Source organism: Citrobacter sp. Cb004 (genome assembly GCF_030337065.1).
Classification (GTDB): Bacteria; Pseudomonadota; Gammaproteobacteria; order Enterobacterales; family Enterobacteriaceae; genus Citrobacter; species Citrobacter braakii.
This window is the reverse complement of record NZ_JAOWCH010000033.1, coordinates 191,144-212,439: the sequence shown is the minus strand read 5'-3', so window position 1 is coordinate 212,439 and position 21,296 is coordinate 191,144. Positions and strand designations below refer to the sequence as shown.

Below are 21,296 nucleotides of genomic sequence, written 5' to 3'. Positions count from 1 at the left end.
GCATCTGTTGATAAAGTTCATAATGTGACGTTTATCACGCGTTTTAGCTCCTATAATTAACTGCTATTAAAGAAATAACACCTGTGATGGTATTTTTTATGGCAAATAACAACGTACGTTCTCAACAGCTTATCGTGACCCTGAGCGCCCTGTTTGCGGCACTTTGTGGACTATATCTCCTGATAGGTGGAGGCTGGCTGGTCGCCATCGGTGGCTCCTGGTATTACCCGATCGCGGGCCTTGCCATGCTCGGTGTGGCTCTCCTGCTGTGGCGCAGTAACCGATCCGCCCTTTGGCTGTATGCCGCCCTGCTTCTCGCCACCATGATTTGGGGCGTCTGGGAAGTCGGCTTTGATTTCTGGGCGCTGACGCCGCGTAGCGACATCCTGGTCTTCTTTGGTATCTGGCTTATCCTGCCTTTCGTCTGGCATCGCCTGATTATCCCTTCCAGTGGCGCAGTAGCGGCGCTGGTGGTGGCCCTGCTGATTAGCGGCGGTATCCTGACCTGGGCTGGCTTCAACGATCCACAAGAGGTTCACGGCACGCTGAGTGCAGATACCTCTCAGGCCGATGCAATCTCAGCGGTTGCCGACGAGGATTGGCCGGCTTACGGTCGCAATCAGGAAGGTCAGCGCTACTCACCGTTAAAACAAATTAACGCTGACAACGTTCATCAGTTGAAAGAAGCCTGGGTATTTCGTACCGGGGATTTAAAACAACCCAACGATCCCGGTGAAATCACCAATGAAGTCACGCCAATAAAAGTGGGGGATACTCTTTATCTGTGTACCGCCCATCAGCGGCTGTTCGCCCTGGATGCGGCCAGCGGGAAAGAGAAGTGGCATTTCGATCCCCAACTCAATACCAATACCAGCTTCCAGCACGTAACCTGTCGCGGCGTTTCTTATCATGAAGCCAGACCGGATACAGCTTCTGCAGAGGTGATGGCCGACTGTCCGCGCCGCATCCTTTTGCCGGTCAATGATGGTCGACTGTTTGCCTTGAATGCCGAGACCGGCAAGCTGTGCGAAACCTTCGCCAATAAAGGTATTTTGAATCTGCAGACCAATATGCCGGATACCTCACCGGGCCTGTACGAACCGACGTCTCCCCCGATAATCACCGATAAAACTATCGTTATTGCCGGGTCGGTAACCGATAACTACTCAACCCGCGAAACATCCGGGGTGATACGTGGTTTTGACGTCAATAACGGCAAGCTTCTGTGGGCGTTTGATCCCGGTGCCAAGGATCCTAATTTCATCCCGTCAGATGAACATACCTTCACCTTTAACTCACCCAACTCTTGGGCGCCTGCGGCCTACGACGCTAAGCTGGATCTGGTGTATCTGCCCATGGGCGTTACCACGCCGGATATCTGGGGCGGTAACCGCACACCGGAACAGGAACGTTACGCCAGCGCCATTCTGGCGTTAAATGCCACGACCGGGAAATTGGCCTGGAGCTATCAGACCGTTCACCACGATCTGTGGGATATGGATTTACCGGCACAGCCAACCCTGGCGGATATCAACGTCAATGGAGAGAAAATCCCGGTCATTTATGCCCCGGCAAAAACCGGTAATATCTTTGTGCTCGATCGCCGTAATGGTGAACTGGTGGTGCCTGCCCCGGAAAAACCGGTGCCGCAAGGTGCAGCCAAAGGTGATTATGTCAGCAAAACCCAGCCGTTCTCCGATCTCAGTTTCCGTCCGCAAAAAGATCTCAGTGGTGCGGATATGTGGGGCGCAACCATGTTTGACCAGTTGGTGTGCCGCGTAATGTTCCACCAGCTGCGCTATGAAGGCATTTTTACCCCGCCTTCAGAGCAAGGCACTCTGGTGTTCCCGGGTAACCTCGGCATGTTCGAATGGGGCGGTATTTCCGTTGATCCCAACCGTCAGGTAGCCATTGCCAACCCGATGGCGCTGCCGTTCGTTTCTAAGCTGATCCCACGCGGTCCCGGCAATCCGATGGAGCCGCCGAAAGATGCCAAAGGTACTGGCACGGAGTCCGGGATTCAGCCGCAGTACGGCGTACCGTTCGGCGTAACGCTTAATCCATTCCTTTCACCATTTGGCCTGCCGTGTAAACAGCCAGCATGGGGCTACATTTCCGCCGTAGATCTGAAAACCAATCAAGTGGTATGGAAAAAACGCATTGGCACGCCACAGGACAGCATGCCATTCCCAATGCCGGTTCCGGTGCCGTTCAATATGGGGATGCCGATGCTGGGTGGACCTATCTCCACCGCGGGTAATGTGCTGTTTATAGCTGCGACTGCCGATAACTATCTGCGCGCATACAACATGAGCAACGGTGAAAAACTGTGGCAGGGTCGGCTTCCGGCAGGCGGCCAGGCAACGCCGATGACGTATGAAGTTAACGGTAAGCAGTATGTGGTGATATCCGCCGGGGGCCACGGCTCATTTGGCACCAAGATGGGCGATTATATTGTGGCATATGCGTTGCCGGACGACGCGAAGTAAAATGGACAACGCCCGCTAATCAGCGGGCGTTTTTTTATTCAAACTTCAGTGACAGTAACGACGCTTTTGCGGCTTCCTGATACTGAGCCACCAGATCTTTGGTCATATTGAAGGAGACCTGCACCGCTTTCTCGTTTTGCGAGGAAATCAGCAGCATATTGAGAATTTCAGTATCCGGCGCTTGAGAACGGAAAGTAATCAGCCACGCTTTATGTCCATCAACCGTGACAGGTTCCGCCTGCGGCTTGAAGTTGGTCAGCATCTTCAGCGTCGCATCCTTTGCCATATCCAACTGAGCGGCAGGCAACGCGTTGCGCCCGGCGGTAATACCTAGAGACGCTTTACCGCGTTCGTCACCGTAAATCACCTGTGGACGGTTTTCAGAAGGGTATTTGATTTTTGCCATTTCGTCCGGCATCGGCGTGAGTGTCTGCGGAATTTCGAGACTTAAATTCAGTTTTGAAATCTGTTGACGTTCCATCTTCATCGCAGCCTGTGCCGAAACCGCCAGAAGCATAATAAAAGATGCCGTCAGTACTTTACGCAAAAGGGTCATGAATACCTCGTGATGAGTGATTAACCTCATCAGTATATGAATGCTTTTACTCGACGATAGAGTAATAATCCGTTTTTGGAATAAACATTTAGCGGATAGCGCCACCGCTATCCGCCGCTGTTTATACGGTAAAACCGAGCATCATCCCGGTATCCTCATGCTCTAACAAATGGCAGTGCGCCATATAGGCATGTTCCTTTGGCGCGTCGTGGTCAAATTTCACCAGCACCTCGCTCACGCCGCCCTCTACCCGCACCGTATCTTTCCATCCCGCGCGGTGCGCAGCAGGCGCTTTGCCATTTTCAGACAGAATACGGAACTGCGTGCCGTGAATGTGGAACGGATGCAGCATCATGTCGCCCTGACCGGAAATCACCCAGCGTTCGTGTTGACCTTTCGCCGCGGCAAACATCGGTTTATTCATATCAAACGCCTGACCATTAATCCGGTTGGCATTATGGAAATCGAATGTTCCATGCTTCATGTTGCCCATGTCGCCATGTTGCATATTCCCCATCTCACCGTGGTTCATATTGCCATGCTTCATGTTCCCGTGGCCCATATTGTCATTATTCATATGGCCCATCATCTTGCCATGATCCATACCCGCCATAGCCTGAGCGCCGTACTTCTTCATCAACATTTGCATGCCCATCATGTCGAGCATTGGGTCCATCGATAATTGCAGTTTGCGCACCGTCAGCCCCTCAAGCGATGGCAGCGCCGGCATGGATGTCAGCGTATCCGGCAACGTGCCGGAAGCGGTAATCAGCAGCGGCTGAACGCGCATCACCGGATGCGGCTTATCAAATGGCGCAATCGCCATGCCCATCTGACCCACAGGCAGAGTGACCAGATCAAACGCTTTACCGTCGCTCACATCCACCAGCACTTCAAAGCGTTCGCCCATCAACATAGGAAGTTCGGTCACTTTTACTGGCTCCGCCAACAGTCCGCCGTCGCTGGCAATAACGTACAAAGGACGATTGTCGCTGGCCGCGATATTCAGTGAGCGTGCGTTACAACCATTTAGCAGACGCAGGCGTAGCCAACCGCGCGGTGCAGCATGCTGAGGATAAATCGCCCCATTGGTTAGCAGCGTATCGCCAAACCAACCGACGGCAGCGGTCATGATGTCCAGTTGATAGTTAACCTGACCATCAGCAGAGAACTGTTTATCCTGAATAATCACCGGCACATCATCAATGCCCCACTGCTTAGGCAGCAGCAGCTTGCGAATCTCTTCATCTTCAATCAGCACCAGTCCGGCCAGGCCCATCGCCACCTGACGACCGGTCTTCCCATGCTGATGCGGGTGGAACCAGCAGGTTGCCGCGCGCTGATCCGGTGTGAAGGTCACAGAACGTTTCCCACCTGCCGGAATAATACCTTGAGGGCCACCGTCGACTTCACCGGGGATTTCCAGCCCGTGCCAGTGCAACGTCGTCTCTTCGGCAAGTTGGTTATGGATATCCACCGTCACCGATTGCCCTTTACTCAGCTTGACCGCCGGCCCGAGCAAACTGCCGTTATATCCCCAGGTCGTGGCTGTTTTACCTGTAAAACTCGACTGTCCGGCTTGCACGATCAGCTGCATACGGTTAGAGGCATCTGCGGTTAACAGGTCTGGAATGGGTAATGCGGGACGGTCTGCAGCAAATACGCTCCGGCTCCACAGAGGTAACGCTGACGCGACGCCCAGCGCCACGGAGTACTTTAAAAAGTCACGACGTTGCATAATCACTTCCTTATATTCAGCAGCTTAAGCAGGCTATCTTTTAAGCATAAGCCCTCCCCTTACGGGAAGGTCAAGTAAACGGCTAATAATAAAGGTCGTCGCTTCGCTCGCAGTGTGCTAACGTTTAAATTCCGTGATGCAGTGGTAGAAGCAATGAAGACGTTTTTCAGAACCGTTTTGTTCGGCAGCCTGATGGCCGTATGCGCAAACAGCTACGCGCTTAGTGAGTCCGAAGCCGAAGATATGGCCGATTTAACGGCAGTTTTTGTTTTTCTGAAAAATGACTGTGGATACCAGAATTTGCCAAATGGGCAGATTCGTCGCGCACTGGTCTTTTTTGCCCAGCAAAACCAGTGGGACCTGAGTAATTACGACACCTTCAATATGAAAGCGTTGGGTGAAGACAGCTACCGCGACCTCAGCGGTATTGGCATCCCAACGGCCAAGAAATGCAAAGCGCTGGCACGTGACTCCCTGAGCCTGTTGGCTTACGTTAAATAGCCTCTATCCACTGAAACGTCTATTTAAACAATGACTGGGCATTCCCTGTCATTGTTTACTTTGGATCACCAAGATCACATCATTTTTGAAAACGAAGATTTTGGCTGCTGGATGGCGTGGTGCAAATCACCGAGCGCGATGAGTTTATGAATCATGAAATGATGGCCCACGTTCCTGTATTGGCCCATAGCCATGCCAGGAATATGCTGATTATCAGGAGGGGGGACGACGCTATACCGAGTGAAGTACCACGTTCGCGACTTCACCTACGACGTGAACAAGGAAAATATCTTTCATACTAAGATTTTACTGAAAGAAATCTACCTTCAGCACTGCACGTCCCATACTGAACCGAAAGAGTTTAGAGAAGAGGAACCTAATGTCATCACCGGTCTGCTCTGGAGAGAGATACGCGAAATCTACTCTCCCCATAATATACAAGTGATTTTATCTAACTTCACATTCAGATACCGATTTTCAACACAGGTCTTGTGACAAAAATTGTTTATTACCACCGACGACAAATTGTAGTTCTGCACCGCTCTAAAGAAACAGCATTAAATATTAATTCAGGGATATTCTCAAATATTTTACTAGAGTTATCATTCACGATCACTGATTCGTTAAATTGATGTTCAGCTTCAAAATATTTTTTGATATCTACAGATGAATTTGGATAATTTTTAAAAGAAATATTAACAAGTTTTTGTCGGGCCACGCAATAATTACTAATTATTTCTATACTATGTTTTTCAGTTTCACTTATCTTTTCAGAACGCAGATCCTCTGTAATATTTATACAATTATTCAAATCCTCTTCAATACGCTCTTTAATTCTTAAGCCATATTTATAAAACAACCCCCTCATTTTTTCACAGTCGATTAGTTCAGATCGAACAATACTTCCGCTTTCAACACTAGCATCAACACATTGGTTAAAAAATCTAAAATCTATCGGTTGGTCTGGGGCGCCCTCTCGCATGTCTTTCACAATAAACTCTAATCTAGAAAGTCGAACGAACTTAATATTCTCAGGAATTGAATATTTAGCAAGCACAGCACCTTCAATTATACACACTGTCATGATCAGAATTATTGAAACCTTGCCTGGTTTTTTAAAAAAATGGGTCTTCCCATCTACACTTAGGGCACCTAAGACGAACCCAGTAACAAAACCACCCAAATGTGCCATATTATCTACAGGCAGAAATAATCCTAAACATATTACAATAATAACATTGGTGAAAATTTTAGAAAATGGAAGGTCGATCTTGTTACACAATCCAAAAGCTAGCAAATAGCCGGTAATACCAAGAATGGCTCCTGATGCTCCACAACTAACTATCAACTCATATCGATGAACTACAGCACTTAATATCCCTCCAGCGATACCAGATAACATATAGACAGCAATAAAAACTCTACGTGAAAACATGTTTTCAAACAAAAAACCAACCCCAAGTAGTGCAATCATATTAGAGAAAAAATGAAAAATACTTAAATGCATAAACATGCTACTTAAAAGTCTCCAGTATTCACCTGATAGGGTTAACGGAGACGCATTCCCTCCCCATGCAATGATGAATGAGGATGCTTGATATAAATTAAACGCCCGCGAATCCAAATAAGCCGAAAAAACAAAGAAAACAAAATTAACAAAAACAAGAACCGCAGTAACAGCCCATTTACTATTTTTAAACCCACTTATCTTTAGATAACTCATGATTGATAATCCCTGTTTCTGATTTACTTTCATCCATAAAATTTAGACATCTTGTTAATTCACAAGATGTCTAAATTTAAAACCTCCCAGTTAATTACACAACCCTAAGAAGATCATTTTTGCTTTAAAAATTCACGATAAGCCGCCACGACCTGAAGAAAGTCCTCTACGCCGCAAAGTGAAAAGCTCTCTTCGTCGTAGTAGCTCATCCCCTCTTCCATTTCATCTCCGGAGAATTCCAGTTGATTGGCGCGCACCATCACCTCTTCACCATCCAGCCAGAGCGTGTATTCATGCCCTGCTCGCTGCCAGGAGCGCTCACTGCCCTTCACCGCATGCGCCGCCTGTTCCACTTCATCAAGTAAGGCCAGGTTCTCTTTCACTTCTTCGTTAAACCAGTGCCCCACCACCTCGTGGCCCATAGACATACGCACTTTTACCACTCCGGTAATATCGCGCAGAAATTCGTAATCCATAATGTCTTCCTCTGCTCCCGGCAATGCGCCAATACCGCATTGCACCTTGCTGTAATTATCGCAGCAGCGCGGCAGAAAAAAAGCGTAGCGGGTATAAGGAATAGAAATAAAAATGCCCGGAGAAGCAGACTTCTCCGGGCATTGATGCGTTTTTACACAAATCGCGTTAGCGTATTACACCGCGGTCTGGAAAATCACACCATCGGCTTTCTCAGTATACTGAGACAGCTGGTCGAAGTTCAGATAACGGTAAGTATCCACCGCCGTCTTATCAACCTGCGCCACATAGGTCTGATACTCTTCCGCCGTCGGCAGTTTGCCAATCAGCGCCGCAACCGCCGCCAGCTCCGCAGAAGCCAGGTAGACGTTCGCCCCGGTACCTAAACGGTTCGGGAAGTTACGGGTAGAGGTCGAAACCACCGTTGCGCCGTCAGCCACACGCGCCTGGTTACCCATGCACAGGGAACAGCCTGGGATCTCAATACGCGCACCGCTCTTACCAAACACGCTGTAGTAGCCTTCTTCGGTCAGCTGCGCCGCATCCATACGGGTTGGCGGAGCCACCCACAGACGCGTCGGCAACTGGCCTTTGTGTGCATCCAGCAGTTTACCCGCCGCACGGAAGTGGCCGATGTTAGTCATGCAGGAGCCAATGAAGACTTCATCGATCTTCTCGCCCTGCACGTCAGACAGCAGACGCGCATCGTCCGGATCGTTCGGTGCACACAGGATTGGCTCTTTGATATCCGCCAGATCGATGTCGATCACCGCCGCGTATTCTGCGTCAGCGTCGGCTTCCAGCAATTGCGGATCCGCCAGCCATTTTTCCATCCCCTGCACACGGCGCTCCAGCGTACGGCGATCGCCGTAACCTTCAGCGATCATCCACTTCAGCAGAACGATGTTAGAGTTCAGATACTCAACGATCGGCTCTTTGTTCAGTTTGATGGTACAACCGGCAGCGGAACGTTCAGCGGAGGCATCGGTCAGTTCGAACGCCTGCTCCACTTTCAGATCCGGCAGACCTTCGATTTCGAGGATGCGGCCAGAGAAGATGTTTTTCTTACCTTTCTTCTCAACGGTCAGCAGACCCTGTTTGATCGCGTACAGCGGAATGGCGTGTACCAGATCGCGCAGGGTAATCCCCGGCTGCATTTTGCCTTTGAAACGCACCAGAACGGATTCCGGCATATCCAGCGGCATCACGCCGGTCGCAGCAGCAAACGCCACCAGGCCAGAACCCGCCGGGAAGGAGATGCCAATCGGGAAACGAGTATGGGAGTCACCGCCGGTGCCGACGGTATCCGGCAACAGCATGCGGTTCAGCCAGGAGTGGATTACGCCATCGCCCGGACGCAGCGACACGCCGCCACGGTTCATGATGAAGTCCGGCAGAGTGTGGTGCGTGGTCACGTCAACCGGCTTTGGATACGCGGCAGTGTGACAGAAGGACTGCATCACCAGGTCAGCAGAGAAGCCCAGGCACGCCAGGTCTTTCAGTTCATCACGGGTCATCGGGCCGGTGGTATCCTGAGAACCCACGGAGGTCATCTTCGGTTCGCAGTACGCGCCCGGACGGATACCTTTCACACCGCAGGCGCGGCCCACCATTTTCTGCGCCAGAGAGAAGCCGCGGCTGCTTTCCGCCACGTCTTTCGCCTGACGGAATACGTCGCTGTGCGGCAGTCCCAGCGCTTCGCGCGCTTTGGTGGTCAGGCCACGACCGATGATCAGCGGAATACGGCCACCAGCGCGCACTTCGTCGATCAGCACATCAGTTTTCAGCTCAAAGCTTGCCAGCAATTCGCCGGTTTCATGGTTACGCACTTCTCCTTTGAACGGGTAAACGTCAATCACGTCGCCCATGTTCATGTTCGAAACGTCCACTTCGATTGGCAGTGCGCCCGCATCTTCCATGGTATTGAAGAAGATAGGTGCAATTTTGCCGCCGAGACACAGACCGCCGCCGCGCTTGTTCGGTACATGAGGGATATCATCGCCCATGAACCACAGTACGGAGTTGGTTGCAGATTTACGCGAAGAGCCGGTACCAACAACGTCACCCACATACGCCAGCGGGTAGCCTTTTTTCTGCAGTTCTTCAATCTGTTTGATCGGACCTACCGCGCCCGGCTGGTCCGGTTCGATACCTTCACGGGCGTTTTTCAGCATCGCCAGCGCGTGCAGAGGGATATCCGGGCGAGACCATGCGTCCGGTGCCGGAGAGAGGTCATCGGTGTTGGTTTCACCCGTCACTTTAAACACGGTAACGGTGATTTTTTCAGCCAGAGCAGGACGGTTCAGGAACCATTCGGCATCGGCCCAGGACTGCATTACCTGCTTCGCATATTCGTTGCCCGCTTTGGCTTTTTCTTCTACATCGTAGAAGTTATCGAACATCAGCAGCGTTGAAGAGAGCGCTTTGGCGGCAATCGGCGCCAGTTTCGCGTCGTCAAGCGCGTCGATCAGCGGATGAATGTTGTAACCACCCTGCATGGTGCCCAGCAGTTCAATGGCTTTTTCTGGAGTCACCAGCGGGGAGGTGGTGTCGCCTTTCGCGACGGCAGCGAGAAAACCCGCTTTAACATAAGCGGCTTCATCTACGCCAGGAGGAACGCGGTTGATCAACAGGTCTAACAGGAATTCTTCTTCGCCCACAGGCGGGGTCTTCAGCAGCTCGACAAGTGCGGCCATTTGGGTTGCGTCTAACGGTTTTGGCACAATCCCCTGGGCAGCACGCTCAGCTACGTGCTTACGGTATTCTTCTAGCACGACGATATCTCCTCGCTCTCATTGTCATAATGCGGCGCTTTTGTAGATGGGCGATTCTCTTCACGCTCCTGTGAGACAGTAGTTAGTAGGGTAAATGCCCGGTACCGCGTAAGGCACAATAACAGGATTTTCATTAAGTGTTAATCCGTTTACAAAAAAGCAACATAAAAAATTGGCTGAATCGTTAAGAATAGTGTAGCGACAAGGCGGGGCGTAATTTAGGCTCCCTAAAAACGATGTAAAACGGTTGATTTTCAAGCGCGACATGCTGAATATTCCAGCGATTTTTCAGCCATCAGATATAATTGTGTAATAAATCTTCACACTCTTTTTCCGGACCTGCCGGGTGAATCCCCAATAAAAGTCAAAACTATCTAACACGGGTGAATAATACTCGCGGCAACAGAACGCCTCACGGCACAGCGCTTGTCTCGTTGGAGTCATTTTATGAAGTTGCCCTTTAAGCCACATCTGCTTGTCCTTCTGTGCAGTGCCGGGCTGTTTGCCGCCTCTGGCGTGATGTTCGTTAAAAGTCGCGCAACGGAGCCAGTAACTCCAGCCCCCGTCGCACAGCAACCGTCCGCACCGGCTCCAGCTCCCGTAGCGGCCCCTGCCCCGGCCGATCAACCAGCGCCCACCGCAGCCCCTACGTACACATCGGCACAAATCGATCAGTGGGTTGCGCCTATCGCGCTCTATCCGGATTCACTGCTGTCGCAAATTTTGATGGCCTCAACCTACCCGGCCAACGTCATCCAGGCCGCGCAGTGGTCAAAAGACAATCCCAAAATGCAGGGTGATGCCGCCATTCAGGCCGTTGCCAGCCAACCCTGGGATCCCAGCGTAAAATCGCTGGTGGCGTTTCCGCAGTTGATGTCGCTGATGGGTGAAAATCCGCCGTGGGTACAGAGCCTGGGCGATGCATTCCTTGCGCAGCCGAAAGAGGTTATGGATTCCGTTCAACGCCTGCGTGCGCTGGCGCAACAGACCGGAGCGTTGCAATCTACACCGCAGCAGACCGTTACCACCGTGGCCAAAGCAGCTCCGGCTAAAACCGTTACCAGCGAGTCAACGACCACAACAGCCACGACCGCCGCCTCAGCAAGCCCAACGGTAATCAAAATTGAATCCGCCGACCCGCAGGTAATTTACGTTCCCACCTATAACCCAAATACGGTTTACGGTACCTGGCCGAACACCGCCTATCCGCCAACCTATCTACCGCCAACGCCCGGCGAGCAGTTTGGCAACAGCTTCGTTAACGGTTTAGGCTTCAGCCTCGGCGTCGCCACAACTTATGCCATCTTCAGCAATATTGACTGGGATGACGACGATGACTGGGATCACCATCATAACGATGACTGGGATAACCATGGCGGCTATAACCGCAACGGTGATAACAACATCAATATCAACGTTGATAACTTCAATAAAATCAGTGGACAGCGTCTGACGGATGCCAACCGTACCTGGCAGCACAACCCGGCCTATCGCGAAGGGGTGCCGTACCCTAATAGCCAGCTCAATAACCGCTTCCACTCCACTAACACGGCTACGGGCCTAAGCTCAACCCAGCAAAGACCGGTCAACCGTGATAGCCAGCGTCAGGCAGCGTTGAGCCAGATGGAAAAATCAACGGGGAAAACCTTCCCCCAGACGGCGCGTACGGGAACGAAAGACGCCCAGCGTCAGGCATCCAGCCAACAGCTAAAGCAAATTTCCCAGCGTAATAACTACCGTGGTTACGATACCAAACCGCAAACGGCAAAACGGGCAAACGCTCAGCAACATGAACATCGCCAGGCCGCCACTCAGCGACAAGAGAAACGGGTCACGCAACCAGCGCAGCAACGCAACGTGCAGCAGCGCAATCTTCAACAGCGGACCAGCCAGCCGCGGGCCAATGCGCTGAGCGGCAACGACAGTCGCTCCGCCAGTTGGCAGGCGCAGCAGCAGCGAGGGGCTCAAAGCAGGCAGGTCGCCCGCAACCAGCCATCTCGCCAGCTATCCGGCGACCGTGCTGAACACCGTGAATTCCGTCATCGTTAAGGGAAGCGACATGAAAAATAAACTACTCAGTGGAATGGTGTTATTCATGGTTTCGACCACCGCGATGGCACAGCAATCCTTCAGCACACCAGACCAGGCGACCGATGCCCTGGCAACCGCGATAAGCGAGCAGAATGAAAGCGCGATGAACAACCTGCTCGGGGAAAACTGGCGCGAGTTTCTGCCACCGGAAGGCGTCGATCCTGATGCGGTTGATCGCTTCCTGCGCGACTGGAAGGTCCGCCATAATACTGTCATCGACGGCAATACCGCGCACCTGGTGGTCGGGGACAGCGACTGGCAACTGCCGATCCCGGTTGTTAAAACCGCTTCCGGCTGGCAATTTGATATCAAGGAAGCGGCTGAAGAGATCCTGACCCGTGAGATTGGGCGCAACGAACTTGCCGCTATTGAAGCATTACACGCCTATGTAGATGCTCAGCAAAGCTACTTTGCGATGAACCAAAAATACGCGCAAAAGATTGTCAGTTCTGAAGGGAAAAAAGATGGTCTGTACTGGCCTGTTTCGCCCGGCGAAGCGCCAAGCCCGCTTGGCCCGGCCTTTAGTCCGCAAGAGCCTGGCACGGGCTATCACGGCTATCGTTTCCGTATCCTTCCCGATAAAACCAGCGGCTTTGCGATGGTTGCCTGGCCCGTCAGCTACGATCACACTGGCGTTATGAGTTTTATGATTAACGGTGATGATAAAGTCTATCAGGCCGATCTCGGCGCTGATGCACAGCAGAAAGCCGAGGCGTTAACCGCATATCATCTGGATAAAAACTGGCAGCCCGTAGCGCCCTGAAAGCCAGTCAAATAGTGAGTTGGCCGGGGAAGCGCCCCCCCTCCGGCCAACTCACGAGAGATTACAGGATGTTAGCGACGGATTTCGCCAGCTGCGCTTCCAGAACCGGTTTCGCTTCTTCGAACTTCAGGTTCACTTTGTTGGCATTAGACACGACGCGGGTCTGGTATTTTGCGCGATCGCCCTGCGCGCTGCTGGTTTGCAGCTTGATACCGGACGTGCCCTGGCGCAGTGCGGCAACGTTATCCGTTGTCACTTTCGCTTTGCTGCGCTCAGAGATTTGCAGGTCAGTGACCATGGTGTAGTTCACGTCTTCTACCATGGCATCCGCGGCCATACCGATCAGCCCCGCCGCCAGGCCAACGCCCAGCGCCGCGCCGGAGGAGTTGCTGTTATAGGCGGTGATGCCCGCTCCCAACGCAGCACCCACCGCTGCCCCTTCATAGCCGGTCTTCAGGAAGCCCTGAGCTTCACGCAGATCCATTTTGTCCGCTTTCAGTACGTTCGCCTGTACCCAGTAGTAAGCGCTGTCTGGTGAACTGGTCACTTTATAGCCCTTCGCAGACAGGTCGTTTGCCAGCAGGGTTTGCAGGTTGCTCATGTCTTTATCAGAAGTGTTTTTTACCTGAATGTAGACGGTCTTCTCGCTGGAAGGCTCCAGCCAGATGGTTTCACTCATCTGCGTTTTCACTTCGAGATTACGTTTTTTAACGGCGGTGGTCATCGCGCCACAACCAGTCAGCGTCATTGTCGCGACAACCATGCCAACAACCGCGATTTTTTTTAAAGACATGTTATTTCCTTTTTTCGTGTAATAGAGAATCCAGAGCCTCTTAACCGCGCGGCCAGTAGCCACACAATGGCGAAAAAAGTATCGGCAGTTGCGCAATTTTTTTTAGTGGAAATATCAATAAGATGACTACCAGAACTGGTAGCTTTCAGGCAAAAAAAACGCCTCCGAAGAGGCGTTTTCACAAAAGCGGGAAGATTACTTTTTCTTCGCTTTCGGGTTTGGCAGGTCGGTGATGCTACCTTCGAACACTTCTGCCGCCAGGCCCACAGACTCGTGCAGAGTCGGGTGCGCGTGGATGGTCAGCGCAATGTCTTCAGCATCACAACCCATTTCGATCGCCAGACCGATTTCACCCAGCAGCTCGCCGCCGTTGGTACCGACAATCGCACCACCGATAACACGGTGAGATTCTTTGTCGAAAATCAGTTTAGTCATACCGTCTGCGCAGTCGGAAGCGATAGCACGACCAGAAGCAGCCCACGGGAAGGTGGCGGTCTCAAAGCTGATGCCTTTCTCTTTCGCTTCTTTCTCAGTCAGGCCAACCCATGCAACTTCTGGTTCAGTGTATGCGATGGATGGGATAACTTTCGGATCGAAGTAGTGTTTCTTACCGGCGATAACTTCAGCGGCAACGTGACCTTCGTGAACACCTTTGTGCGCCAGCATCGGCTGACCGACGATATCGCCGATAGCAAAGATGTGCGGCACGTTGGTACGCAGCTGTTTGTCAACGCGGATGAAGCCACGGTCATCAACTTCCACGCCAGCTTTGCCCGCGTCGAGGTTTTTGCCGTTCGGTACACGACCGATAGCCACCAGCACTGCATCGTAACGCTGAGCTTCAGCAGGCGCTTTTTTGCCTTCCATAGAAACGTAGATACCGTCTTCTTTCGCTTCAACGGCGGTTACTTTGGTTTCCAGCATCAGGTTGAATTTCTTGCTGATGCGTTTGGTAAAGACTTTAACCACGTCTTTATCGGCAGCCGGGATAACCTGGTCGAACATTTCAACCACGTCGATCTCTGAACCCAGCGCATGGTACACGGTACCCATTTCCAGACCGATGATACCGCCGCCCATTACCAGCAGGCGCTTAGGAACAGTTTTCAGTTCCAGTGCATCGGTGGAATCCCACACGCGCGGATCTTCATGCGGAATGAATGGCAGTTCGATCGGACGGGAACCCGCCGCGATGATCGCGTTGTCAAAGTTGATCACGGTTTTGCCGTTTTCACCTTCAACTTCCAGGGTGTTTGCCCCGGTAAATTTACCCAGACCGTTAACCACTTTCACTTTACGGCCTTTGGCCATACCCGCCAGACCGCCGGTCAGTTGAGTGATAACTTTTTCTTTCCAGGTACGAATCTTGTCGATATCGGTTTTCGGCTCGCCAAAAACGATACCGTGTTCAGCCAGCGCTTTGGCTTCTTCGATAACTTTTGCTACGTGCAGCAGCGCTTTAGAAGGGATACAGCCGACGTTCAGACAAACACCACCGAGGGTGCTGTAACGTTCTACGATGACGGTCTCCAGACCTAAATCTGCGCAACGGAAGGCAGCAGAGTAACCTGCAGGGCCTGCCCCAAGTACCACGACCTGAGTTTTGATTTCAGTGCTCATCATGACCTCTTAATTTATACCCGTCGTCCACCGGGTCGTTCTATCCGCCCGTATTTTACAAAATTGTTAACAATTTTGAAACAACAAACGGCAACCGATTTGTCTTTCGCACAATAACCTCACTGACTTCATGAGATTACCAGAAAAAAGCCGGCCGTCGGGCCGGCTTTTTCGCTTACATCACCAGGCGGCGAATGTCAGACAGCATGTTGTTGATGATGGTGATAAAGCGCGCACCATCAGCACCGTCGATTACGCGGTGGTCGAAGGAGAGCGAAATCGGCATCATCAGACGCGGCATAAACTCTTTACCGTTCCACACTGGCTCCATAGAGGACTTGGAGACACCGAGGATAGCCACTTCCGGCGCGTTCACAATCGGCGCGAAGTGGGTCGTACCCAGGCCACCGATGCTGGAGATGGTGAAGCAACCGCCCTGCATTTCGCCAGCGGTCAGCTTGCCATCACGCGCTTTCTTGGAGATGGTGGTCAGTTCACGAGACAGCTCGGTAATGCTCTTCTTGTTCACGTCTTTGAAGACCGGAACAACCAGACCATTCGGCGTATCTACCGCGACACCGATGTTGATGTATTTTTTCAGGGTCAGACGCTGACCGTCTTCAGACAGAGAGCTGTTGAAGCGCGGCATCTGTTCCAGAGCGGCGGCAACGGCTTTCATGATGAAGACCACTGGCGTGAATTTCACATCCAGTTTACGTTTTTCAGCTTCGGCGTTCTGCTGTTTACGGAACGCTTCCAGATCGGTGATATCGGTCTTGTCGAAGTGAGTAACGTGCGGGATCATCACCCAGTTACGGCTCAGGTTAGCACCAGAGATTTTCTGGATACGGCCCAGTTCCACTTCTTCGATTTCACCAAACTTGCTGAAGTCCACTTTCGGCCAAGGCAGCATGCCCGGAATACCGCCGCCTGCTGCTGCCGGAGCAGCTTCAGCACGCTTGATAGCGTCTTTCACGTAAGCCTGAACGTCTTCACGCAGGATACGACCTTTACGGCCAGAACCTTTCACTTTCGCCAGGTTTACACCGAACTCGCGCGCCAGGCGACGAATCAGCGGCGTTGCATGAACATAAGCGTCGTTCTCAGCGAACTCAGATTTACCTTCCGCTTTCGCGGCCGGAGCTGCGGCTGGTTTAGCAGCCTGAGCCGGTGCAGCTGCAGAGGCTGGAGCAGCCGCGGCAGCTGGAGCGGCAGCAGGTGCTGCGCCTTCAACTTCGAAGATCATAATCAGAGAACCGGTTTTGACTTTGTCACCGGTGCTGATTTTGATTTCTTTCACGGTGCCCGCGAACGGTGCCGGAACTTCCATCGACGCTTTATCGCCTTCAACGGTAATCAGTGACTGCTCAGCGGCAATTTTATCGCCCACTTTAACCATCACTTCAGTGACTTCAACTTCGTCACCGCCGATATCCGGAACGTTAACCTCTTTCGAGCCAGAAGCTGCCGGAGCCGCCGCTGCTGCTGGAGCTGCCGCCTGAGCCGGTGCTGCAGCAGGCGCTGCGCCTGCAACTTCGAAGACCATAATCAGAGAACCGGTAGACACTTTATCGCCCGTGTTGATTTTGATCTCTTTAACGGTGCCCGCGAACGGCGCCGGAACTTCCATCGACGCTTTATCGCCTTCAACGGTGATCAGAGACTGTTCAGCCGCAACGGTGTCGCCCACTTTAACCATAACCTCGGTAACTTCGACTTCGTCACCGCCGATGTCCGGTACGTGTACTTCTTTCGCCGCTGCCGCAGCAGGTGCTGCTGCCGGAGCTGCTTCTTTCTTCTCTTCTGCCGGAGCAGGTGCAGCGGCTGCTGCACCATCGGCGGAATCGAAAATCATGATCAGTTTGCCGGTCTCAGTTTTGTCGCCAACAGAGACTTTGATCTCTTTAACGATACCTGCCTGAGGAGACGGAACTTCCATAGAGGCTTTGTCGCCTTCTACGGTGATCAGCGACTGTTCAGCTTCAACTTTGTCGCCCACTTTGACCAGGATCTCGGTGATTTCAACTTCATCAGCCCCGATGTCCGGTACATTGATTTCGATAGCCATTATTCTTTTACCTCTTACGCCAGACGCGGGTTAACTTTATCTGCATCGATGTTGAATTTGATGATTGCGTCAGCAACCACTTTCTTATCGATTTCGCCACGTTTAGCCAGTTCGCCCAGGGCCGCTACAACCACATAAGAAGCATCAACTTCGAAGTGGTGACGCAGGTTTTCACGGCTGTCAGAGCGACCGAAGCCGTCAGTACCCAGTACGCGATAATCATCAGCCGGTACATAAGTACGAACCTGTTCGGCAAACAGTTTCATATAGTCAGTAGATGCCACTGCCGGAGCGTCGTTCATCACCTGAGCGATGTACGGAACGCGCGGAGTTTCCATCGGGTGCAGCATGTTCCAGCGTTCACAATCCTGGCCATCACGCGCCAGTTCAGTGAAGGAGGTTACGCTGTAAACGTCAGAACCTACACCGTAGTCGTTCGCCAGGATCTGTGCTGCTTCACGCACGTGACGCAGGATAGAACCGGAGCCCAGCAGCTGAACTTTACCTTTCTTACCTTCGAGGGTTTCGAGTTTGTAGATACCTTTACGGATACCTTCCTCGGCACCTGCTGGCATTGCCGGCATGTGGTAGTTTTCGTTCAGCGTGGTGATGTAGTAATAAACGTTCTCTTGTTTCTCACCGTACATACGCTCCAGACCATCGTGCATGATGACCGCAACTTCGTACGCGTAAGACGGATCGTAAGAGATACAGTTCGGGATAGTCAGAGACTGAATATGGCTGTGACCATCTTCGTGCTGCAGACCTTCGCCGTTCAGCGTCGTACGACCAGAAGTTCCCCCTACCAGGAAGCCGCGAGCCTGTTGGTCGCCTGCCTGCCAGCACAGGTCACCGATACGCTGGAACCCGAACATGGAGTAGTAGATGTAGAACGGAATCATCGGCAGATCGTTGGTGCTGTAGGAGGTCGCAGCAGCCAGCCAGGATGCGCCAGCACCCAGTTCGTTGATGCCTTCCTGCAGGATCTGACCTTTCTCGTCTTCTTTATAGTAAGCAACCTGCTCACGGTCCTGCGGGGTGTACTGCTGACCGTTCGGGCTGTAGATACCGATCTGACGGAACAGACCTTCCATACCGAAAGTACGCGCTTCGTCAGCGATGATCGGAACCAGACGATCTTTGATCGACTTGTTCTTCAGCATCACGTTCAGGGCACGAACGAAAGCGATAGTGGTGGAGATTTCTTTGTTCTGCTCTTCCAGCAGCGCACCGAAGTCTTCCAGAGCAGGCAGTTCCAGCTTCTCGGTGAAGTTCGGCTGACGAGCAGGCAGATAGCCGTGCAGTTTCTGACGCTGAGCGTGCAGATAAGTGTGCTCTTCAGAACCTTCCGGGAAGGTGATGTAAGACAGGTTTTCAACCTGCTCATCGGTCACAGGAACGTTGAAACGGTCGCGGATATAACGCACGCCATCCATGTTCATTTTCTTAACCTGGTGAGCGATGTTTTTACCTTCGGCGGTGTCACCCATGCCGTAACCTTTGATGGTATGGGCCAGGATTACAGTTGCTTTGCCTTTGGTTTCCTGCGCTTTCTTCAGTGCAGCGTAGACTTTCTTCGGATCGTGACCACCACGGTTCAGAGCCCAAATCTGCTCGTCAGTCCAGTCAGCAACCAGAGCTGCGGTTTCCGGGTATTTACCGAAGAAGTGCTCACGTACGTATGCGCCATCTTTGGATTTAAAGGTCTGGTAGTCGCCGTCAACGGTTTCGTTCATCAGTTGGATCAGTTTACCGCTGGTATCTTTACGCAGCAGCTCATCCCAACGACCGCCCCACATGACTTTGATAACGTTCCAGCCAGCGCCCGCGAAGATGCCTTCCAGTTCGTTAACAATCTTGCCGTTACCGGTGACCGGACCGTCAAGACGCTGCAGGTTACAGTTGATAACAAAGACCAGGTTGTCCAGTTTCTCACGGGTCGCGATGGTGATAGCACCCTTAGATTCTGGCTCATCCATTTCGCCGTCGCCCAGGAAGGCGTAAACGGTTTGTTTAGAGGTATCTTTCAGGCCACGGTGTTCCAGATATTTCAGGAATTTAGCCTGGTAGATTGCACCGATTGGGCCCAGACCCATAGATACGGTCGGGAACTGCCAGAATTCCGGCATCAGTTTCGGGTGCGGGTAGGAAGACAGGCCTTTGCCATGTACTTCCTGACGGAAGTTGTTCATCTGCTCTTCAGTCAGACGACCTTCCAGGAATGCGCGAGCGTAGATGCCCGGAGAGATGTGGCCCTGGAAGTAAACCAGATCGCCGCCATCCTGCTCGTTGCGTGCACGGAAGAAGTGGTTGAAGCAAACATCATACACCGTTGCGGAGGACTGGAAGGATGCCATGTGGCCACCCAGCTCGAGGTCCTTTTTAGACGCGCGCAGTACGGTCATGATGGCGTTCCAGCGGATAGCAGAACGAATACGACGCTCCAGCTCCAGATTGCCCGGGTATTCCGGTTCATCTTCAACGGCAATAGTGTTTACATAATTGCTGGCCCCAGCACCTGCCGCTACTTTCACGCCGCCTTTGCGAGCTTCTGAAAGCAGTTGGTCGATCAGATACTGAGCACGCTCAACACCTTCTTCACGGATGACCGATTCGATCGCCTGTAGCCAGTCGCGAGTTTCGATCGGATCCACGTCATTTGGGAAACGTTCTGACATGGGGGTATTCCTTATCTATCTAATACGTTGAGTTATCTGGAACCTGTCCCATTACGTTCTCACCAGAGAGCGTAATAAGACAGGTTCTGCGTTTAGTTGCCGCGCCTTTCGATAGCGCTTGATTTACAACATCTTCTGGTTAACGTTCTGCCAGAAAAATCACTAATTCTTTCGTTGCTCCAGACGGCGTAAGGCGCGTTCACGACGGCTTTCCTCACGGCTCCTGTCCAGCAGAATCTCTTCGATAAACGCCAGGTGACGGTGAGACGCTTCACGCGCTTCTTCAGGCTTCCCGGCGATAATTGCTTCAAAGATGCGGGTACGGTGACTGCTCACCAGCGGCAGCATCTCGCGACGCGCATACAGCAATTCGAAGTTTTGCCGAACGTTCTGGGCCAGCATCGGCTCCATACACCTTAGCAAATGGAGCAGCACCACATTATGTGCCGCTTCGGTGACAGCAATTTGATACTGGAGTACCGCGTCAGATTCGCCGTCAAGATCGCCGGACTGTTGAGCAAGCTCGATCGCATGGTGGAGTTCACGGATACGCGTTTTGTCTTCATCCGTGCTGCGCAGTGCAGCGTAATAGGCTGCAATACCTTCCAGCGCATGGCGCGTCTCAAGCAGGTCAAACTGGGATTCAGGATGGTCGGAGAGCAGCTCTACCAGTGGGTCGCTAAAGCTCTGCCACAGGCTGCTCTGAACAAAAGTGCCACCGCCCTGACGACGAAGCAGTAACCCCTTCGCTTCAAGGCGTTGGATCGCCTCGCGTAAGGAGGGGCGGGAGACGTCGAACTGTTTTGCCAGCTCGCGTTCCGGTGGGAGTTTTTCTCCGGGGCGAAGTGTCCCCTCAAGAATTAAAAACTCCAGCTGCTGCTCAATCACATCGGAGAGTTTTGGTTGGCGGATTTTGCTGTAGGCCATGATTTCCTGTCTTAAGCCATTTGCCCGGAGTCAATTGGTCTTACCAATTTCATGTTCTTGACGCTAAAGTAACAAAGTATTCACCTTCTGTCCATACAGGT

Annotated in this window: 14 protein-coding genes and 1 pseudogene; 5 read left to right on the top strand and 10 right to left on the bottom strand. The window is 52.2% G+C overall.

All coding sequences use genetic code 11. The features are described from left to right. Positions 1-98: 98 nt before the first annotated feature. Positions 99-2,489 (top strand): glucose/quinate/shikimate family membrane-bound PQQ-dependent dehydrogenase, encoded by a 2,391-nt coding sequence (locus OGV65_RS01850; RefSeq protein ID WP_217124769.1) that lies wholly within the window; start codon positions 99-101, stop codon positions 2,487-2,489. A 34-nt stretch (positions 2,490-2,523) separates the two neighbouring features. Here the strand turns inward: OGV65_RS01850 and OGV65_RS01845 are convergent, their stop codons facing one another. Both OGV65_RS01845 and cueO read right to left on the bottom strand, forming a co-directional pair. Further along, positions 2,524-3,045, bottom strand: coding sequence for a hypothetical protein (locus OGV65_RS01845; protein ID WP_286454540.1), 522 nt, complete (start codon positions 3,043-3,045; stop codon positions 2,524-2,526). Positions 3,046-3,166: 121 nt separating this feature from the next. Next, a complete protein-coding gene (gene cueO, locus OGV65_RS01840) occupies positions 3,167-4,783 on the bottom strand; it encodes a multicopper oxidase CueO (protein WP_286454539.1) in 1,617 nt (538 codons plus the stop codon). 153 nt (positions 4,784-4,936) lie between these two features. Here cueO and OGV65_RS01835 point away from each other — a divergent pair, with 153 nt between their 5' ends. Beyond that, entirely contained in the window at positions 4,937-5,284 is a 348-nt protein-coding gene (locus OGV65_RS01835; protein WP_003018667.1) for a YacC family pilotin-like protein, read from the top strand. 63 nt (positions 5,285-5,347) lie between these two features. Continuing rightward, positions 5,348-5,544, top strand: a pseudogene (locus OGV65_RS01830) (polyamine aminopropyltransferase); the annotation flags it as partial. 248 nt (positions 5,545-5,792) lie between these two features. Here OGV65_RS01830 and OGV65_RS01820 read toward each other — a convergent pair. The 3 genes from OGV65_RS01820 to acnB form a co-directional block, all read right to left on the bottom strand. Next, complete coding sequence (locus tag OGV65_RS01820; protein WP_141875916.1) at positions 5,793-7,007, bottom strand: rhomboid family intramembrane serine protease; 1,215 nt, start codon at positions 7,005-7,007, stop codon at positions 5,793-5,795. 113 nt (positions 7,008-7,120) lie between these two features. Beyond that, positions 7,121-7,483 (bottom strand): protein YacL, encoded by a 363-nt coding sequence (yacL, locus tag OGV65_RS01815; RefSeq protein ID WP_016155706.1) that lies wholly within the window; start codon positions 7,481-7,483, stop codon positions 7,121-7,123. 174 nt (positions 7,484-7,657) lie between these two features. Further along, a complete protein-coding gene (gene acnB, locus OGV65_RS01810) occupies positions 7,658-10,255 on the bottom strand; it encodes a bifunctional aconitate hydratase 2/2-methylisocitrate dehydratase (RefSeq protein WP_016151723.1) in 2,598 nt (865 codons plus the stop codon). A 447-nt stretch (positions 10,256-10,702) separates the two neighbouring features. On the opposite strand from acnB, the gene OGV65_RS01805 reads away from it, so the two are divergent. After that, positions 10,703-12,304, top strand: coding sequence for a DUF3300 domain-containing protein (locus tag OGV65_RS01805; RefSeq protein ID WP_286454538.1), 1,602 nt, complete (start codon positions 10,703-10,705; stop codon positions 12,302-12,304). 10 nt (positions 12,305-12,314) lie between these two features. Continuing rightward, positions 12,315-13,109, top strand: a complete 795-nt coding sequence (locus OGV65_RS01800) for a DUF2950 family protein (RefSeq protein WP_016155703.1) — start codon at positions 12,315-12,317, stop codon at positions 13,107-13,109. Positions 13,110-13,170: 61 nt separating this feature from the next. Here the strand turns inward: OGV65_RS01800 and traT are convergent, their stop codons facing one another. The 5 genes from traT to pdhR form a co-directional block, all read right to left on the bottom strand. Continuing rightward, positions 13,171-13,902 carry a conjugal transfer complement resistance protein TraT gene (gene traT, locus OGV65_RS01795; RefSeq protein WP_043018444.1) on the bottom strand — a complete coding sequence of 244 codons (732 nt, stop codon included), beginning with the start codon at positions 13,900-13,902 and terminating at the stop codon, positions 13,171-13,173. Between the two features lie 195 nt (positions 13,903-14,097). Then, positions 14,098-15,522: a dihydrolipoyl dehydrogenase gene (gene lpdA / locus OGV65_RS01790; protein ID WP_016155701.1), complete on the bottom strand. Its 1,425-nt coding sequence runs from the start codon at positions 15,520-15,522 to the stop codon at positions 14,098-14,100. 175 nt (positions 15,523-15,697) lie between these two features. After that, positions 15,698-17,590: a pyruvate dehydrogenase complex dihydrolipoyllysine-residue acetyltransferase gene (gene aceF / locus OGV65_RS01785; protein WP_016151718.1), complete on the bottom strand. Its 1,893-nt coding sequence runs from the start codon at positions 17,588-17,590 to the stop codon at positions 15,698-15,700. Positions 17,591-17,604: 14 nt separating this feature from the next. Next, entirely contained in the window at positions 17,605-20,268 is a 2,664-nt protein-coding gene (gene aceE, locus OGV65_RS01780; protein ID WP_016151717.1) for a pyruvate dehydrogenase (acetyl-transferring), homodimeric type, read from the bottom strand. A gap of 162 nt (positions 20,269-20,430) precedes the next feature. Beyond that, a complete protein-coding gene (gene pdhR / locus OGV65_RS01775) occupies positions 20,431-21,195 on the bottom strand; it encodes a pyruvate dehydrogenase complex transcriptional repressor PdhR (protein ID WP_003018699.1) in 765 nt (254 codons plus the stop codon). Between the last annotated feature and the right edge of the window lie 101 nt (positions 21,196-21,296).

Excerpts from the sequence above, each read along its gene's own strand:
- OGV65_RS01850 (WP_217124769.1), top strand. The coding sequence starts at position 99 with ATGGCAAATAACAACGTACGTTCTCAACAGCTTATCGTGACCCTGAGC.
- OGV65_RS01845 (WP_286454540.1), bottom strand. The coding sequence starts at position 3,045 with ATGACCCTTTTGCGTAAAGTACTGACGGCATCTTTTATTATGCTTCTG.
- cueO (WP_286454539.1), bottom strand. The coding sequence starts at position 4,783 with ATGCAACGTCGTGACTTTTTAAAGTACTCCGTGGCGCTGGGCGTCGCG.
- OGV65_RS01835 (WP_003018667.1), top strand. The coding sequence starts at position 4,937 with ATGAAGACGTTTTTCAGAACCGTTTTGTTCGGCAGCCTGATGGCCGTA.
- OGV65_RS01820 (WP_141875916.1), bottom strand. The coding sequence starts at position 7,007 with ATGAGTTATCTAAAGATAAGTGGGTTTAAAAATAGTAAATGGGCTGTT.
- yacL (WP_016155706.1), bottom strand. The coding sequence starts at position 7,483 with ATGGATTACGAATTTCTGCGCGATATTACCGGAGTGGTAAAAGTGCGT.
- OGV65_RS01805 (WP_286454538.1), top strand. The coding sequence starts at position 10,703 with ATGAAGTTGCCCTTTAAGCCACATCTGCTTGTCCTTCTGTGCAGTGCC.
- OGV65_RS01800 (WP_016155703.1), top strand. The coding sequence starts at position 12,315 with ATGAAAAATAAACTACTCAGTGGAATGGTGTTATTCATGGTTTCGACC.
- traT (WP_043018444.1), bottom strand. The coding sequence starts at position 13,902 with ATGTCTTTAAAAAAAATCGCGGTTGTTGGCATGGTTGTCGCGACAATG.
- lpdA (WP_016155701.1), bottom strand. The coding sequence starts at position 15,522 with ATGAGCACTGAAATCAAAACTCAGGTCGTGGTACTTGGGGCAGGCCCT.
- aceF (WP_016151718.1), bottom strand. The coding sequence starts at position 17,590 with ATGGCTATCGAAATCAATGTACCGGACATCGGGGCTGATGAAGTTGAA.
- aceE (WP_016151717.1), bottom strand. The coding sequence starts at position 20,268 with ATGTCAGAACGTTTCCCAAATGACGTGGATCCGATCGAAACTCGCGAC.
- pdhR (WP_003018699.1), bottom strand. The coding sequence starts at position 21,195 with ATGGCCTACAGCAAAATCCGCCAACCAAAACTCTCCGATGTGATTGAG.